The 16,481-nt window shown below is 69.0% G+C and carries 15 protein-coding genes; 3 read left to right on the top strand and 12 right to left on the bottom strand.

What is annotated here, in order from left to right; all coding sequences use genetic code 11:
* Position 1: 1 nt before the first annotated feature.
* From treZ to glgX, 3 genes are read right to left on the bottom strand one after another with little or no spacing between them, the layout of a single operon-like run.
* Positions 2-1,717, bottom strand: a complete 1,716-nt coding sequence (treZ, locus tag EJK15_RS26595; protein ID WP_138713198.1) for a malto-oligosyltrehalose trehalohydrolase — start codon at positions 1,715-1,717, stop codon at positions 2-4.
* Positions 1,707-3,854 carry a malto-oligosyltrehalose synthase gene (gene treY, locus EJK15_RS26590; protein ID WP_138713197.1) on the bottom strand — a complete coding sequence of 716 codons (2,148 nt, stop codon included), beginning with the start codon at positions 3,852-3,854 and terminating at the stop codon, positions 1,707-1,709. Before treY ends, treZ begins: the two co-directional genes overlap by 11 nt.
* Positions 3,847-5,940, bottom strand: a complete 2,094-nt coding sequence (gene glgX / locus EJK15_RS26585) for a glycogen debranching protein GlgX (RefSeq protein ID WP_138713196.1) — start codon at positions 5,938-5,940, stop codon at positions 3,847-3,849. The genes treY and glgX overlap by 8 nt, the downstream gene beginning before the upstream one ends.
* A gap of 307 nt (positions 5,941-6,247) precedes the next feature.
* Between glgX and mscL the strand changes: the two genes are divergently transcribed.
* The 3 genes from mscL to EJK15_RS26570 all read left to right on the top strand — a co-directional run bounded on the left by mscL (position 6,248) and on the right by EJK15_RS26570 (position 8,023).
* The gene (mscL, locus tag EJK15_RS26580) at positions 6,248-6,667 is read left to right on the top strand and encodes a large conductance mechanosensitive channel protein MscL (RefSeq protein ID WP_138713195.1); all 420 of its coding nucleotides are present in this window, start codon (positions 6,248-6,250) and stop codon (positions 6,665-6,667) included.
* Between the two features lie 61 nt (positions 6,668-6,728).
* Positions 6,729-7,301 carry a hypothetical protein gene (locus EJK15_RS26575; protein ID WP_240777227.1) on the top strand — a complete coding sequence of 191 codons (573 nt, stop codon included), beginning with the start codon at positions 6,729-6,731 and terminating at the stop codon, positions 7,299-7,301.
* Positions 7,302-7,429: 128 nt separating this feature from the next.
* Positions 7,430-8,023, top strand: coding sequence for a hypothetical protein (locus tag EJK15_RS26570; protein ID WP_138713194.1), 594 nt, complete (start codon positions 7,430-7,432; stop codon positions 8,021-8,023).
* A gap of 16 nt (positions 8,024-8,039) precedes the next feature.
* On the opposite strand, the gene EJK15_RS26565 is transcribed toward EJK15_RS26570, so the two are convergent.
* The 9 genes from EJK15_RS26565 to EJK15_RS26525 form a co-directional block, all read right to left on the bottom strand.
* Complete coding sequence (locus tag EJK15_RS26565) at positions 8,040-9,635, bottom strand: FAD-dependent monooxygenase (protein ID WP_138713193.1); 1,596 nt, start codon at positions 9,633-9,635, stop codon at positions 8,040-8,042.
* Positions 9,636-9,781: 146 nt separating this feature from the next.
* Entirely contained in the window at positions 9,782-10,072 is a 291-nt protein-coding gene (locus EJK15_RS26560) for an MTH1187 family thiamine-binding protein (RefSeq protein ID WP_138713192.1), read from the bottom strand.
* Positions 10,069-10,293, bottom strand: a complete 225-nt coding sequence (locus tag EJK15_RS26555) for a helix-turn-helix domain-containing protein (protein ID WP_138713191.1) — start codon at positions 10,291-10,293, stop codon at positions 10,069-10,071. The genes EJK15_RS26560 and EJK15_RS26555 overlap by 4 nt, the downstream gene beginning before the upstream one ends.
* A 59-nt stretch (positions 10,294-10,352) precedes the next feature.
* Positions 10,353-10,673, bottom strand: a complete 321-nt coding sequence (locus EJK15_RS26550; protein ID WP_138713190.1) for a hypothetical protein — start codon at positions 10,671-10,673, stop codon at positions 10,353-10,355.
* A gap of 10 nt (positions 10,674-10,683) precedes the next feature.
* On the bottom strand, positions 10,684-11,361 hold the full coding sequence (locus EJK15_RS26545; protein WP_138713189.1) for a uracil-DNA glycosylase: 678 nt from the start codon (positions 11,359-11,361) through the stop codon (positions 10,684-10,686).
* Positions 11,362-11,430: 69 nt separating this feature from the next.
* Complete coding sequence (locus tag EJK15_RS26540; RefSeq protein WP_138713188.1) at positions 11,431-12,804, bottom strand: M1 family metallopeptidase; 1,374 nt, start codon at positions 12,802-12,804, stop codon at positions 11,431-11,433.
* A gap of 63 nt (positions 12,805-12,867) precedes the next feature.
* Positions 12,868-13,770: a carbohydrate ABC transporter permease gene (locus EJK15_RS26535; protein ID WP_138713187.1), complete on the bottom strand. Its 903-nt coding sequence runs from the start codon at positions 13,768-13,770 to the stop codon at positions 12,868-12,870.
* Positions 13,767-15,143 (bottom strand): ABC transporter permease subunit, encoded by a 1,377-nt coding sequence (locus EJK15_RS26530; protein ID WP_138713186.1) that lies wholly within the window; start codon positions 15,141-15,143, stop codon positions 13,767-13,769. Before EJK15_RS26530 ends, EJK15_RS26535 begins: the two co-directional genes overlap by 4 nt.
* A gap of 12 nt (positions 15,144-15,155) precedes the next feature.
* Positions 15,156-16,478 (bottom strand): ABC transporter substrate-binding protein, encoded by a 1,323-nt coding sequence (locus tag EJK15_RS26525; protein WP_138713185.1) that lies wholly within the window; start codon positions 16,476-16,478, stop codon positions 15,156-15,158.
* Between the last annotated feature and the right edge of the window lie 3 nt (positions 16,479-16,481).

The following is a 16,481-nucleotide window of genomic DNA, read 5'->3' as shown; positions in this document are numbered from 1 at the left end:
CTCAGGGCCCGGTGGTGCGGCAGATCACCATCGACTGGCCGGGCAACCGCAGCCCCTCCTCACCCGCCCAAACAGGTTCGTCCGAGGCCAGTAGCACCGTCCCGGCGGACATCGGCAACGTCACCGACTCCGGCGCGAAGTTCACCGTCACCGCCAGCGCCCCCCGCCACATGAGCAGCCACTTCCCGAGCGGATCCACCTCCACCCGCACCCGCTCCAGCCGCGGATCCGACAGCTCTGGCAGCGCCTTGCGCAGCGCGATCAGGTCGCGATACCAGCACAGCAGCGACCAGTGCGCCTCCTCTTTCACCTCGCTCCAGTCCAGCTTCGAGCGCAGGAACGTCTCCTCCTCCGACGGATCGGGCGCCTCCCACACGTACCCGAACCCGACGAATTCCCGCTCCCTCCGCGCCCCCTCGCTCTCCCGCAGCTCCGGCTCCACGTGATCGGAGAAGAACAGGAACGGCGTACGCGCCCCCCATTCCTCCCCCATGAACAGCATCGGCGTGAACGGCGAGGTCAGCAGCAGCCCGGCCCCGAGCTTGAGCGCCGGGATCGGCAGCCGGTCGCCGGCGGGCCGGTTGCCGATCTGGTCGTGGTTCTGCAGGCAGGCCACCAGCCGGTGCCCGGGCACGCCCGCGAAGGACCTCCCGTGCGAACGCCCGCGGAAGCTCGAATAGGACCCGTCGTGCAGCACGCCGCCCGTCAGCACCTTGGCGAGCGCGGGCAGGCCGGCGAAGTCCCCGTAGTAACCGTGGCTCTCGCCGCTCACCGCGCAGTGCAGTGCATGGTGGACGTCGTCGTTCCACTGCGCGGTCATGCCCAGGCCGCCGGCCTCCAGCGGGCGTACCATGCGCGGGTCGTTGAGGTCGGACTCGGCGATCAGCGACAGCGGTCGGCCGACGGAGCAGGCCAGCGCGTCGACCTCCTCCGACAGCTCGGCCAGCAGGTGCCTGGCGCGGTTGTCGTGCAGCGCGTGCACGGCGTCCAGCCGCAGCCCGTCGACGTGGTAGTCGCGCAGCCACTGCACCACGTTGCCGATGAGGTAGCGCCGCACCTCGTCGGAGCCCGGCCCGTCCAGGTTGACCGCGTCGCCCCAGTAGCTGCCCTTGAATCCGGCGAAGTACGGGCCGTACGGATGCAGGAAGTTCCCCGACGGCCCCAAATGGTTGTAGACCACGTCCAGGATCACGCCGATCCCGGCCCGATGGCAGGCGTCCACAAAGGACTTGAGCCCGTCAGGCCCGCCATAGGTCTCGTTGACGGCGTACAGATCGACCCCGTCGTACCCCCAGTTCCGCCCGCCCGGCACGGGAGCCACCGGCATGATCTCCACGAAGTCGACGCAGAGCTCGATCAGGTGCTGGAGCTTCTCGATGGCCCCCTGGAACGTCCCCTCCGGCGTGAACGTCCCGATGTGCAGCTCGTAGATCACCGCCCCGCGCAGGTCGCGGCCCTTCCAGTCGTGGTCGGACCAGGTGAAGCGGGCGTGCTCGTACACGGCGCTGGGCCCGAAGATCCCGTCCGGCTGCCGGCGCGAGCGCGGATCGGGGTACGGGCCGTCGCCGTCGACGACGAAGGCGTACCTGGTGCCGTGCCCGGCCCCGGTCACCTCCGCCGACCACCACCCTCCCTCTCCGAGGGACATCGGACGGCGCCCGTCCATGACGTCCACCTCGACAGCCGTGGCGTTCGGTGCCCAGACCTCAAAGATCATGTCTCTCCAGAAGTACGACCGGATACTGTCCGAGCAGGTGCGCCAGCGGGATTCGGCCGGTGTACAGGCTGCCGGTGAGCAGGTCCCGCCACGTTCCCGCGGGCAGGGTCAACGTCGTGGCGCCCCACCCCGTCCGGGCCAGGCGTACGGGGAGCCGGGTGGCGACGGCGACGGCCCGAGGCCGGTCGCGGGCGTCGGCGGCGCGCCCGCGGGCGAAGGCGATCACGTGCTCCGCCGCCTCCCCCTCGGCCCAGAGCGGCAGATACGGCGCCGCGCCCTCGAGCCGCCGGCGCAGCCGCAGCGCCTGGGTCGTGACCAGCAGCTTGGCCGCGTCCCACGAGGTCTCCGGCTTGCGCGGGTACGTCACCGGCCGCCGGTTGTCCGGATCGACCAGCGAGAAGTCGGTCGTCTCGTTGCCCTGGTACACATCGGGCACCCCGGGCATCATGAGCTGCACGACCTTCGCTCCCAGTGAGTTCGACATCGCGAAGGGATCGATCCGCTCGGTGAACTCCCCGATCGGCAGCCGGACGGCGGCCTCGGCGAACTCCCGCAGCCCTTGCTCATAGGCCGGATCCGGATTTATCCAGGAAATAGCGGTTTTAGCCTCGCGGGCGGCCTTGAGCAGGTAGTCCGTGAACCGATCGACGGATATCGGCCACGCGGCCATGAGGTTCTGCCAGGCCAGATAGTCCAGTCGCGGATCGAAACGCACGGCCGACGACCACTCCGACACCGCCGCGGCCCACTCTTCCGGCATCTCCGACAGCACCGACAGCCGCGCCCGCACGTCCTCCGACCGCTTGGTGTCGTGCGTGGACAGCGTGGTCATCGTGTACGGCCGCAGCTCGGCGCAGTAGTCGTGGAACTCCTCCACCGTCACCCCGAAAGCGTCCGGCTCGCCGCCGACCTCGTTGAGGCAGGCCAGCGGGTACCACCGGTAGAGCGCCGTGTCCTCGACGCCCTTGGCCATGACCGGGCCGCACGTCTGCTGGAAGCGGACGATCGACTCGGCGGAGCCGTACAGGACCTCGCGGACGACCGGCTGCACGGCGGGAGAGCAGGCCTCGGCGGCCAGCTCGACGATCTCCACCTGCTCGGGCGGCGGCGGCTCGCCGGGCGCCACGTACGCGCGGTAGACCGGCATCGCGGCGAGCAGCTCGCGCAGCGCCGCGGGGTCGTAGGAGGTGACCCGGGCCAGCCGGTCGACCTCGGCCCCGAAGAACAGGTCCAGCACCTCCCGCTTGGCCTGCGCCATCACCGGCCGGTACTCCTCGGGCTGCCCGGTGAGCTCGGTGAAGAGCCGGACGAGCGGCTCCTTCCCAGCCGGATCGACGAAGAGGCCGTTGACCCGGTTCAGCACGTCGTAGCCGGTGGTGCCGTCGCAGGCCCAGTCGTCCGGCAGCCGCTCGGGCCCGATGAGGATCTTCTCGACGACCGTCCAGGTCTCGCCCGCCCGGGCGCGCAGCCTTTCCAGGTAGCCGCGCGGATCGGCCAGCCCGTCGGGGTGGTCCACGCGCAACCCCTCCACCAGCCCCTCGTCGAGCAGCCAGAAGATCACCTCGTGCGTGGCGAACAGCACGGCCGGGTCCTCGACCCGCAGCCCGATCAGCGTCGACACGTCGAAGAAGCGCCGGTAACCGGGCCCCTCCCGCCAGTTGACCAGCCGGTAATGCCCGGGATGGGGGTATGAGTGCTCGTGATAGCGCAGCACGTCGCCGTCCACCACGGGCTGCGTGTCGTCGCCGAGCACGGGCAGCGCGACCTTCCCGTCCACCCACTCGATGTCGAACCAGTTCGCGTACGGCGAATCCGGCCCGTCCTTTAACAACGACCAGAACTGCGCGTTCACCGTGTTCATGTGGTTCGGCACGATGTCCACGACGACGCCCAGGTCGTGGGCGGCGAGCTGCTGCGCCATCTCCCTGAACCCGGTGGCGCCGCCGAACTCCTCCCTGATCCTGGAGTGGTCGGTGACGTCGTAGCCGTGCCGCGACTCGGGCGTCGACTGCAGGATCGGTGACAGGTAGACGTGGCTGACGCCGAGGTCGCGCAGGTAGCCGGCGATCTCGGCCACCTGGGCGAAGCCGAAGTCGGGGGTCAGTTGCACCCGATACGTGGAAGTCGGTCTAGACACGGCGCAGCACCCGCACGCTGCGGCCGGGCACCGCGATCGCCTCTCCGCCGCGGCACATCCGCGCGTCGAGCCTGATCGGCATGGCGGTGTCGATCTCCGTGTGCCACATTTCGCCGTAGTCCTTGGGGATCGTGAACTTGATCGTGTCGTAGTGGGCGTTGAACAGGAGCAGGAAGGAGTCGTCCCTGATCGGCCGGCCGCGCCGGTCGGGCTCGGTGATGGCGTCGCCGTTGAGGAAGACGGCCAGCGACTTCGCGTACCCGACGTTCCAGTCGCCGTCGGTCATCTCCTCCCCGGAGGGGGTGAGCCAGGCGATGTCGTTCTGGCCGCGTACCGGCTTGCCGTAGAAGAACCTCCTGCGCCGGAACACCGGATGCCGCTTCCGCAGGGCCGCCAGGCTCTGCGTGAACTCCAGCAGCAGCCAGTTCTCCCGCACGTCGGACCAGTCGACCCAGGTCAGCTCGTTGTCCTGGCAGTAGCCGTTGTTGTTGCCCTTCTGCGTGCGGCCCAGCTCGTCGCCGTGGGAGAGCATCGGCACGCCCTGGGAGAGGAAGAGCGTGGTGAGGAAGTTGCGTTTCTGCTGCTCACGCAGCGATTCGACGGCGATGCCCGCCGGGCCCTCCTCACCGCAGTTCCACGACCGGTTGTCGTCGGTGCCGTCGCGGTTGCCCTCCTTGTTCGCCTCGTTGTGCTTGTTGTTGTACGAGACGAGGTCCTGCAGGGTGAAGCCGTCGTGGCAAGTGACGAAGTTGATCGAGGCGGCGGGCCTGCGGCTGTCGTCCTGGTAGAGGTCGCTCGACCCGGTGAACCTGGACCCGAACTCGGGCAGCGTGGCCGCCTGCCCGCGCCACAGGTCCCGGATCGTGTCGCGGTAGCGCCCGTTCCACTCCGTCCACCGGGACGGAAAGTTGCCGACCTGATAGCCTCCCGGCCCCACGTCCCACGGCTCGGCGATGAGCTTGACCTGCGACAGCACCGGGTCCTGCTGCACCAGGTCGAAGAACGAGCTCAGCCGGTCCACCTCGTGCAGCTCCCTGGCCAGCGTCGAGGCCAGGTCGAAGCGGAACCCGTCGACGTGCATCTCGATGACCCAGTAGCGGAGCGAATCCATGATCATCTGGAGGACGTGCGGTGAGCGCATGAGCAGGCTGTTGCCCGTGCCCGTGGTGTCCACGTAGTAGCGCCTGTCGTTCTCGACCAGCCGGTAGTAGTCGGAGTTGTCGATCCCCCTGAACCCCAGCGTCGGCCCCAGATGGTTGCCCTCGGCGGTGTGGTTGTAGACGACGTCGAGGATCACCTCGATGCCCGCCTCGTGCAGCCCCCTGACCATGGCCTTGAACTCCAGCACCTGCCCGCCGCGCTGTCCCTGGCTGGAGTAGCGGTTGTGCGGCGCGAAGAACCCGATCGAGTTGTAGCCCCAGTAGTTGGACAGGCCGCGCTGCTCCAGGATGTGGTCGGTGACGAACTGGTGCACCGGCATCAGCTCCAGCGCCGTCACGCCGAGCTTGGTGAGGTGGTCGAGGATCTCGGGGTGGTGCAGGGCCGCGTACGTGCCGCGCAGGTGCTTGGGGATCTTGGGATGGCTGACCGTCAGCCCCCGCACGTGGGCCTCGTAGATCACGGTGTCGTGGTACGGCGTCGCGGGCGGCCGGTCGTGGCCCCAGCCGAAGAACGGGTTGATCACGATGGACCGCGGCACGTAGGGAGCCGAGTTCAGGTCGTTGCGCGTGTCGGGCTGGCTGAACCGGTAGCCGTACACCGCCTCGTTCCAGGTCACGCCGCCCTCGATGGCCATCGCGTACGGGTCGAGCAGCAGCTTGGCCGGGTTGCACCGCAACCCGCGCGCCGGGTCGTAAGGGCCGTGGATGCGGTAACCGTAGCGCTGGCCAGGCCCGATGCCCGGCAGGTAGCCGTGCCAGATGAACCCGTCCACCTCGGTGAGCGACACCCGCGACTCGGCGTTGTCCTCGTCGAACAGGCACAGCTCGACCGCATCGGCGACCTCGGTGTAGAGCGAGAAGTTGGTGCCTGCGCCGTCGTACGTTGCTCCGAGCGGATAGGGGTCTCCCGGCCAGATCTCGATCATCGAGGCTCCCTTGCGGTCTCTCCCATGTTCTGTCCCCCCGCTCAGCCGGACAAGCCCGGGCACCACCGACCTCCCTGTTCCTTCCCACGCACGCCGCGTCATTACTCCGGTCGAACGGGGTGAGCCGCCCCCGACGGCGCGGTATCGGAGGCGGCCCACGCTGACAGCATGCGCCTGACTCAGCTCGCGGAGGAGCTCATGGTCTGGCGTACGCGTCCGATTCCCAGGCAGGCGTGGCAGTGTCCGCGAAGGGTGGCGCCCTCGCCGTCGGGTTTCAGACCGTGTTCCCCGGCAATGTGCCGACCCCATGAGCGGTTTCAAGCAGTTCTTACTCCGTGGCAACATCGTCGAGCTGGCGGTCGCCGTGATCGTCGGCGCCACCTTCAGCGGCCTGGTGCAGGCGCTCGTCGCCGACCTGATCACGCCGCTGATCGGCGCGGTCAGCGGCGGCCGGCAGCCGAACTTCGCCGACTACTCCTTCACCGTCAACGGCAGCCGCTTCAGGTACGGCGACTTCCTCAACCACCTGCTCACCTTCTTGATCATCTCGGCGGTCGTCTACTGGCTCATCGTGGCCCCGATGACCCGGCTGATCGGCCTGTTCGACCGGGACAAGGCCGCCACCACCAAGCAGTGCCCCGAATGCCTCAGCGAGATCCCGGCCGAGGCCCGGCGCTGTGCCGCCTGCACGGCCGAGCTGGTGCCGGATTCGGAAAAACCCAGGTAGGTCAGCCGCTTGTTGGGCCCAGTGGCGCGCGGGCGCGGTGCGGGTTCGACAAGATGGACCGATGAGCGTTGAGTTGATGGTCTGGGACGAGCCGGTGCCGATCAGCAGGGATCAGGCGCGCGCGACCTACCTGGCGGTCAAGAGAAGCGAGCCCCTCGAAGGGGACGTGCCGGAGGTCGCCAAAGAACTGCCCGGGGAGGTCACGCTCTATCCCGGGCACGTGCTGGTGACGATGGATCTGGACACGATGGACGAGATGTCCGCGCAGGTGTTCACGATCGCGCGGGCGCACGGGCTGGTCTGCTACGACCCTCAGCGCGACCTCGTGCACAACGTGGCGCCCCTGGGCGTCTATGAGGGCATGCAGTTGCACACGGGCGACGGGATGATCGTGTACGACCCCGACCTCGGCCTGGTCCACGACGTGCTGGCCACGTTGTCCCCGCAGAATCCGTTCGTCGCCCTGGTGAACTTCGGGCGGCACTTCCTGCAGGTCTCGCCGGGGTACGAGCTGGAGTACAAAGAGGGCACGCTGATCCGCACGATGGTGCCGGAGCTGGCGGAGGTGCGGCAGGCGTTCAACGAGTACGCCACCGGCGACCGCTCGTTCCTGGCTCGCCACGAGTGGACCTAGAGACCCACCTGTCTGAGTAAAACGGCGTGACGGCTGCGACTGGTCTGACCTGGTTTGACGGAAACAAGCTTGGTCGTCCTGAACCAGCCGGGGCGTAGAGACGTCAAAGTGACGTGATTCGGTTCGAAATGATCGATGAGGATCTGCGAACGGCGCGCAGGCGGGCGCGCCGCTGGGACGAACTGGACGAGCGCCGCAGGGCGATTGCCGACCGGATCCGAAAGGTTCGGGAGGCGCTCGATGTGGTCGGGGTGTGGGATCAGGAAACGATGGCCCTGGAGGAGGCCAGGCTGAGGGCGTACGGGCGCGTGCTCGCGTCGGCGGAGCGGGAGCTGGCCGAGGTGGGGCCGGCTCGCGAGCTCTATGAGGAGCTGCTGGCGCGAGAGGAACGGCGGCTGGCCGAGTCCGCCGATCCGCGGGGCGCCGAGCTGCTGGAGATCGGGCGGATGCTGGCCGAGCTGGACGTGGAGCTGCCCGCCAGGGCGCGGGCGAGGACGGCGGGGCGCGCGGCCCTGCGCCGTCCTGGCGATCGGGAGGCGATGGCCGGATTCGTCCGGCAGCTCGCGGCGCTGGGGATGATGGTGGAGCCGGGGTCGCTGTACGGCGCCCAGGGCCTGAAGGAGGGTCGAAGCCTGGTGGAGCGGCTGGAGAAGCGCTGCCGAGAGCTGGAGAGCCTGCGCGACCGGCTTCGCACCCGGCGCGAGGAACTGCTGCTCGGCTGATCTGGGGGCTGCTGGGTCAGCGGCTGAGGATCTGGCGCATGACGCGCTCGAGCGTGGTCCCCGGGTCCGGGTCGGGATCCGGGGAGCGCCAGGCCACGTACCCGTCCGGCCGGACCAGGACGGCGCCGCCCCCGCTGACGCCGTACCTCTCCCGCCAGCACCCCTCCACGTCCACCAGCTCCTCACCCACCAGCAGCCGCGTGAGCTGCACGCCGAGCCGCTCCTTGACCAGGCGCCCGGCGTCCGTCCAGACCTGGCCCGCCTCCTTGTCGGCCAGCAGCACGAAGCCGGAGCCGAACAGGTCGATGGTCGAGATGCGCTGCCCCTCCCAGTCGAGCACCACGTGCGGGGCGCGGCTGCCGGGCCGCCCGTTCGGTACGCGGGGGTCCTCCAGGATCGAGCCGTCGTCGCCAGGTTCGTCCAGGATGGCGGTGGAGTGGTAGCGGTGTCCGAGGAGAGCCCCCACCGGGTCCTCGAGCGGCTCCGGGTAGCCGGCGCGGGCCGCGAGCGGCATGCGTACGCCGAGGTTGGCGAGCTGGGCGTCGGCCGTCATGGTGCCGATCGGGCGGCGCTCGGCGTCGTACGTGTCGAGGAAGGCGGGCCCGGCCTGGCCCGTGATCACCAGCCAGAGCCGCCACGCGAGGTCGCAGCCGTCCTGGAGCGCCGTGCTGCCGCCCTGCCCGCCGGTGGGCGGCATGGTGTGGGCCGCGTCCCTGGCGAAGAACACGCGGCCGGCGCGATAGGAGTCGGCCACCACGTGGGCCAGCGGGAACGTCGTCCGGTCCAGGAGGCGCACGTCCAGGCCGGGCCGGGCGGTGGCGATCCGCACCAGCTCGACGCAGCGCTCATCGGTGAAGTCGGCCTCGCTCTCGCCCTCCGCGAGATTGACGGCGAGCACGTGCGCCCCCACGCCGGTGCCGGTCACGATCGCGCCGGTGAAGGTCTCGTTCTGCAGGTACCACAGGGTGACCTCGCGCTCGCGCACCAGCCCGGCCAGGTCGGCGTCGAACATGATGGAGCACATCCGGCCCAGCTCGCCCTTGCCTGAGGTAGGCACGCCCAGGAGCCCCCGCAGCGGGCTCCGGTAGCCGTCGGCGGCCACCACGTAGTCGGCCCGCACGAGGCGCTCCCCGCCGGCGGTGCGGATCCGCGCCGTCACCCCGTCCTCGTCCTGCTCCAGCGAGACCAGCTCGGTGCCGAAACGCAGGTCGGCGCCGAGCTCCTCGGCGTGGTGCCGCAGCACGCGCTCGATCTCGGCCTGGGGCGCGCCCACGATCACGGTGGGGGTGAGCGTGGCCAGGAATGCCAGCTCCTCGCGCTCGTCGCTTATGATCATGTGCGGGTCGGGGTCGGCCAGATCTTTGGCGATCGCGATGCGCATGTTGTCGCCGACGCCGGCCCAGATGTCGCTCAGGGCCTCCTCGATGCCGGGCACGGGACGCAGCAGCTCGACGGCCCGCGGGCCGACGCCGAACGCCTTGGGCTGGATCGAGGTGCTCTGGTGCCGCTCGACCAGCATGACGGGAATCTCGCGCCAGGCCAGGAGCAGTGCCGCGCTCAGACCCGCGTACCCACCGCCGACCACCAGGACCGGCACCCGCTCTTGCTCCATTGCTGCCCACCTCCGGGACGCGTACTATCGCGTTTGTGAGTCAGGCAACACGATATGTCGCGTTCGTGGAGACGGTCAAGACATATCTCGAAATGCCGGAGCAACCGCCCGAGTGTCATGGTCGCGCGGTCACCGGCGTCGAGCCGCTATGGCATGTGGCGCTCCAGGGACTCGAGCTTGGCGGTCATGCCGTCCGTGACCCCAGGCCGGACATCGGCCTTCAATACGAGGCTCACCCGGGGAGCGACCTCCGCGACCGCCTCCACGGCCCGCTTGACCACGTCCATGACCTCGTCCCACTCGCCCTCGATCGTGGTGAACATCGCGTCTGTCCGGTTCGGCAGCCCGCTGGAACGGACGACCTTGACGGCGCGGGCGACGGGCTCGGCGACGCCCTCGCCGACGCCCAGCGGGGTGATGGAGAATGCGACGATCACTGCGTGCCCCCTTGTGGCGACGGGCGCGGGCTCTCCGCGCCCACGAACTTGGCCAGAAGCCGCTCCAGCTGCTCCTGCTCCTCCGCGCTCAGCCCGCCGAAGATGCCGGCGCTCACCCGAGCCTGGAGGGCTTCGATCTTAGCGAGCGCCTCCGTGAGCCCCAGCCGGAACGCGCGCCGGTCTGCCGGATCCAGCCCGCGCGCCGACAAGCCCTCTGGCATGCGAAAAGCCACGACGCCGCCGAACGCCGTGGCCGCCGCTGAGCACCCTCACGTGCTCGTCACACGTGGTCGTGCTCCTCTTCCTCTTCCTCGCTGGGCCCCTCGGACGGCTCCACCCCGAGCACGGCCTCGCGCGGCTCGATCTCGGTGATGTGGTCCACGAGGGCCAGCACGTGGTCGGGCTCGATCAGCCACTGCAGCGCCGAGGCGCCGCTGTCGTCGGCCGAGACCAGCTCGGCCTGCTCCGTGCGCTCCTCGTCAGTGAGGTCAGCGTCGGGATGCCTGATCTCAGCCAGCGCCGCCGCCTGCAGCGCGTCCATGTCGAGCACCTCGACGGTCAGCTCGACCGTGAGGCGCAGGAACTTCGGTTCATCACTCATGGCGACGACTCTAAGGCAGCTTCCACTCCACAGGAGCCGCGCCTTGCTGGATGAGCAGCTCGTTGGCCCGGCTGAACGGCCGCGAGCCGAAGAAACCGCTGCGCGCCGACAACGGGGAGGGGTGGGCGGACTCGACGCGCGGCACGCTGCCGAGCATCGGCGCCAGGTTGCGCGCGTCACGGCCCCACAGGATGGCGACCATCGGCTTGTCACGGGCGACCAGGGCGTGGATGGCCTGCTCGGTGACCTGCTCCCAGCCCTTGCCACGGTGCGAGGCCGGCTTGCCGGGCATCACGGTGAGCACCCTGTTGAGCAGGAGCACGCCCTGCTCGGCCCACGGCGTCAGGTCTCCGTTGGCGGGCCGGGGGAGGCCGAGGTCGGTCTCCATCTCCTTGTAGATGTTGACCAGGCTGCCCGGCAGCGGCCGCACGTCGGGGGCCACCGAGAACGACAGCCCGACGGGGTGGCCCGGCGTGGGGTAGGGATCCTGGCCCACGATCAGCACCTTGACCTCGTCGAAGGGCTGGCTGAACGCACGCAGCACGTTAGAGCCCGCGGGGAGGTATTGCCTGCCTTCGGCGATTTCCTTGCGCAGGAACTCGCCCATCTGGGAGATCTGCTCGGCGACGGGCTCAAGAGCTGTTGCCCATCCGGCTTCGACGACTTCGTTCAGGGGACGACCGGCCATGGCCGTTGAGCCTATCTAGGTCTGGTACGGCTTGAGGCCGAAACGTCGCTTCACGCCGTACCAGAATGATCACAGGGTCGGCTTGCCGGGCTTGAAGAGCCAGGCCTCGAAGAGGGCGTCGAGCTGTTTGCCCGACACGCGCTCCGACAGCGCGATGAGGGCGGCCGTGTCGGCGTTGCCGTACTTGTAGTCGCTCGCCCACGCGCGCAGGATCGCGAAGAACGCGGCGTCGCCGACCTCGCGCCGCAGGACGTGCAGCGTCATCGCGCCGCGGTCGTAGACGGGGTCGTGGAAGAGGTTCTCGGGCCCGCCCGGGTCGGCGGGCGGCGTCTGCCAGAACTCGTCCTCGGCCGCCGGGGCGTAGGCCGCGTCGAAGGAGTCCTGGAGGGTACGGGTGCCGATCTTGTCCAGCCAGAGCCACTGGGAGTAGGTGGCGAAGCCCTCGTTGAGCCAGATGTCGCGCCACAGCGTCGGCGTCACCGAGTTGCCGAACCACTGATGCGCCAGCTCATGCGCGAGCAGCGACTCGCTGGGCACCCTCGGGTAGATGGGCCGCGTCTGGGTCTCCAGCGCGTAGCCGACCTCAGGCGCGTGGTCGACGATCCCGCCGGTCGAGGAGTACGGGTAGGGCCCGAAGATCGAGCTGAAGTAGTCCAGGACCGGCGCGTGCCGCTCGGGGAAGCCCGTCGCGTCGCCGGCCAGTTTGGGGTCCACAGCGGTGATGACGCGGTAGCCGCCGAGCTGGGAGTCGGCGAGCTCGAACTTGCCGATCGACACCGTGGCGAGGTAGCTGGCCATAGGCTCCCGGGAGTCCCACACGTACGTGGTGCGCCCGCCCTTCGACACCTTCGCCAGCAGGTCACCGTTGGCCACCGCCACCCGGGTGCTCGGCACCGTCACCGTGAACCGGTACGTGGCCTTGTCGGTCATGTGGTGGTTGCCCGGGTACCAGGTCATCGCGCCCTGGGGCTCGTTGGCGTTGTAGACGCCGTCGCTCGTCTTGATCCACCCGTCCACCGAGCCGTCCGGGTCGACGACGTGCACCGGTCTGCCGTCGTACCGGACCACGACGGAGAAGTCACGTCCTGAGGGGAGGCTCCTGGCCGGTGTGACCACCAGCTCGGAGCCGCTCTGCGCGAACGCGGCGGCCCGGCCGTTCACCGTCACGGACCGCACCGACAGGGTGCTGACGAGGTCGAGATTGAAGCTGCTCAGCGCCTGCGTGGCCCGGGCGGAGATCCGGGTCACGCCGGTGAGGCGGCCGGAGGTGGGCTCGTAGTCCAGCGCGAGATCGTAGTGGCCGGTGTCGTAGCCGCCGTTCCCCTGGCCAGGGAAGTACGGGTCGCCCGCGCCCGGCGCGCCCGGGGTGCCGTCCTGCGCGGCGGCGGGGGTGAGGGGGAGGGAGATGAAGGCTGCTGCGGTAAGAGCGAGAAGACGCCTCATGAAGACTCATCGAGCACGCCTGATCAGGTGTTACGGGCGCCCGTGCGCCGGGCGCCCGTAACGTCACTTCACGGAGCCGGCCATCATGCCCTGGACGAAGTACCGCTGGAACGCGAAGAACAGGATCAGCGGGATGATCAAGGACAGGAACGCACCGGAGGACAGGACGTCGATGTTCGACCCGAACTGCCGCATCTGAGACTGCAGATACTTGGTCATCGGCTGATTGTCGGTGTTGGCGAAGACCAGCGCGATGAGCATGTCGTTCCACACCCACAGGAACTGGAAGATGCCCAGCGAGGCGATGGCGGGCTTGCCCAGCGGGAACACCACCGACGCGAAGATCTTCCACTCCGAGGCCCCGTCCATCCGCGCAGCCTCCAGCAGCGAGGCGGGGATGCCGATGAAGAAGTTGCGCAGCAGGAAGATCGCGAACGGCAGCCCGAAGGCCACGTGGAACAGCACCACTCCCGGGATCGAGCCGAAGATCCCGGCGCTTCCGTAGAGGCTGGCGACAGGGATCAGCGCGATCTGGATGGGCACGATCAGCAGCCCGACCACGATGAGGAACCCCACGTCACGCCCGGGGAAGTCCATCCACGCGAACGCGTACCCGGCCATCGCCGCGATGCCGATCACCAGGATCGTGGTCGGCACCGTGATCATCACGGTGTTCCAGAAGGACGCCGTGAAGCCGCCGCTCAGCAGGCTCTGGTAGCTCTGGATGGTCAGCTCGGCGGGCTTGGTGAAGATCGTCCACCAGCCCTCGGCGGCGTTGACCTGAGAGGTCCGCATGGAGACGACCAGCAGTCCCAGCGTCGGCACCAGCCAGAACAGGCCCAGCAGCACCATCACCACCTGGACGACGCCGCTGCCGACGCGGTCCACGATCTTGCCCAGCACGCCCCTGCGCGGCGCACCCGTCTCCACCCCGGTCGGCGCCGCGGCCGTTGCAGCAGTGGTCATGTGTCCTCCCTCCTGAACCGGCGAATATTCATGATCATGAAGGGAAGGACCAGAATCAGCAGGAAGATCGCCAGCGCGCTGCCCAGGCCCTGGTTGTTCCCGCCGCCGAACGCCACGCGCCACATCTCCAGCGCGATCACGTTCGACTGTGGCTGGACCGAGGGCGGCGCGATGATGAACACCAGGTCGAACACCTTCAGCGTATTGATGATCATCGTCACGAAGACGACGAGCAGCACCGGCGACAGCAGCGGCACGGTGATCTTGCGGAACACCTGCCACTCCGTGGCGCCGTCGATGCGAGCCGCTTCCAGCGCGTCCCGGGGAATCGCCGACAGCCCCGCCGCGATCAGCACCATGGCGAAGCCGGCCCACACCCAGACGAACGCGCCGATGATCGCCGGGGTGATGAGCGCCGGGCCGAGCCAGGTCAGGCCGCCGTAGGCGGCCTCGAAGTTCGACTGCGGGAGCCGTACGACGTAGGAGCCGGCAGGCAGGCCCTCGAAGCGGAACGAGCCGTCGTCGGCGGTCGTGGCGGTCGCCGCGACCTGGCCGTTCTGGACCGCTTCGACGGTCATGCCGGGCAGGCCCTTCTCCGTGGCGTCCACCGCGCCGGACTGGCCGCCGCCGCCGGGCGTGAAGTCGAACCAGACGGTTCCCGACAGCCCGGTGTCCACCGCGGAACCCTTGGCCGGCTGTGCGTTGCCCGGCATGACGTCCGGCTTGACCCCGACGATCGGGATCAGTACCGGCTGGCCCGCCTGGACGGGCTGTTTGGTCACGACCGCGCCGCCCTCGGCGGCGACCTGTGACTGGTCGCCCTCGCGCGGGCGGGCCTCCGGGTAGCCCTGCGAGGAGGAGAACGTGTCCTGCACGGTGGTGAGGATGGCGTTGGCCAGGCCCTTGTTGGGGTCCTCCTCGTACACGAGGCGGAAGATGACGCCGGCCGCCATCAGTGACACCGCCATCGGCATGAACACGATCAGCTTGAACGCCGTCGCCCATTTGATGCGCTCGGTCAGCACCGCGAAGATCAGGCCGAGCGTGGTGACCACGATCGGCGCGACGACCACCCAGATGAGGTTGTTGCGGATGGTGGTGAGCGTGGCGGGGTCGGTGAAGATCGTCGCGTAGTTGCCCAGCCCGACGAATCCGGTGCCCGTCGAGTCGAACAGGCTACGGAAGATCGAGTAGCCGATCGGATAGACCACCCAGATCCCCAGCAGCAGCGCCGCCGGGAGGAGGAAGGCGATGGCGACCGCGGGCGAGGGGCCGATGCGTCGTTGCGTTTGGGGGGTTTCAGCCGGTCCGGCGGAGGGCCCGCCCGTGATCTCCACGGGCGGGTCCTGCGGGCCGTTCAACCGTTCGGTCACGGCCTTACCTCTTTACTTCCAGGCCTTCTTGGCCTCGGCTTCGAGCGCGGTCTGGGCGCCCTTGACGTCGGTGGGGTTGCGCAGGAAGTCCTGGAGCACCTTCCATTCGCCCTTGCCGTCGGTGCCGCCGAAGGCGCTCGGCGCCAGGTCGGACATGTCATACCGGACGGTGTCGCCGGCCGAGACGATGGTCTGGCCCAACTGCTTGGTCAGCTCGTCGGGGTAGTTGTCGGGGGAGACGTTCTTGTTGGGGGACAGGTAGCCGGGGAGCTTGGCCCAGATCTCGCCGCCCTCCTTGGAGGACAGGAACTGCAGCAGCGCCATGGCGCCGGGCGAGTCCTTCATCGCCACCGCGACGTCGCCGCCGAGCACCACGGGCGCGGTGTCACCGGCCTTGGGGAACGGGAAGTACTTCGCCTCCTCGCCGACCTTGGCGCCCGCCTGATCGGCCGAGACGGCCACGAAGTCGGCCTCGATGACCATGGCGGCCTTCTTGGTGCCGTAGACCTTGTCCACGCAGGTGGGGAAGTCGGTCTGCAGCGCGCCGGCGGTGCCCTCGGCCACGAACTCCTTCTTGCCGACGATCTCCTGGATCTTCTCCAGCGCGGCCGTCACGGTCGGGTCCGTCCACGGGATCTCGTGCTTGGACAGCTTGTCGTAGTTCTCGGGGCCGGCGGTGGACAGGTAGACGTTCTCGAACAGGTCGGTCAGCGTCCAGCCGGAGGCGCCGCACAGTGAGAACGGCGGCGTGCCGGAGTCCGCGATGGTCTGCGCGGTCTTGATCAGCTCGTCCCAGTTCGTCGCCGGCTGCACGCCGGCCTCCTCGAACGCCGTCGAGCGGTACCAGATCAGCGACTTGTGCGCCGCCTTGATCAGCACGCCGTAGACCTTGCCGTCGGCGGAGCCCAGCTCCTTCCAGTACGGCGTGTAGTTGGTGTCGATCTCCTTGGTCACCGCGTCGGTGAGCGGCTTGAGCGCGTCCTGGTCGGCGTACTGCTGGACCAGGCCGGGCTGCGGCAGGATCGCCACGTCCGGCGGGCTGCCGCCCTGGATGCGCGGGCCGAGGTAGGCGCCGGTGTCCTCGCCGGTGGAGGCGTACGTCACCTCGGCGCCCGTCTTGTCGGAGAACGCCTTGAGCACCTGCTCGAAATTCTTCTGCTCGGCGCCGGTCCACTTGGCGGCGACCTCGAGCTTCACGCCCTGGAGGGTCTTCTCGCCGGCGGTCGCCGGCGCGGATTCCGAAGCTGTGGGCTGTGTCGTCGTCGGCGCGTTGCCGCAGGCGGCGACGGCTACCGCGAGCCCGGCCAGGATAACTGCTGCTCTGGCTTTTCGCATGGC

The organism is Nonomuraea basaltis (assembly GCF_005893125.1).
Lineage (GTDB): Bacteria > Actinomycetota > Actinomycetes > Streptosporangiales > Streptosporangiaceae > Nonomuraea > Nonomuraea basaltis.
The sequence above is the reverse complement of the archived record's forward strand: the minus strand, read 5'-3'. Positions and strand labels throughout refer to the sequence as shown.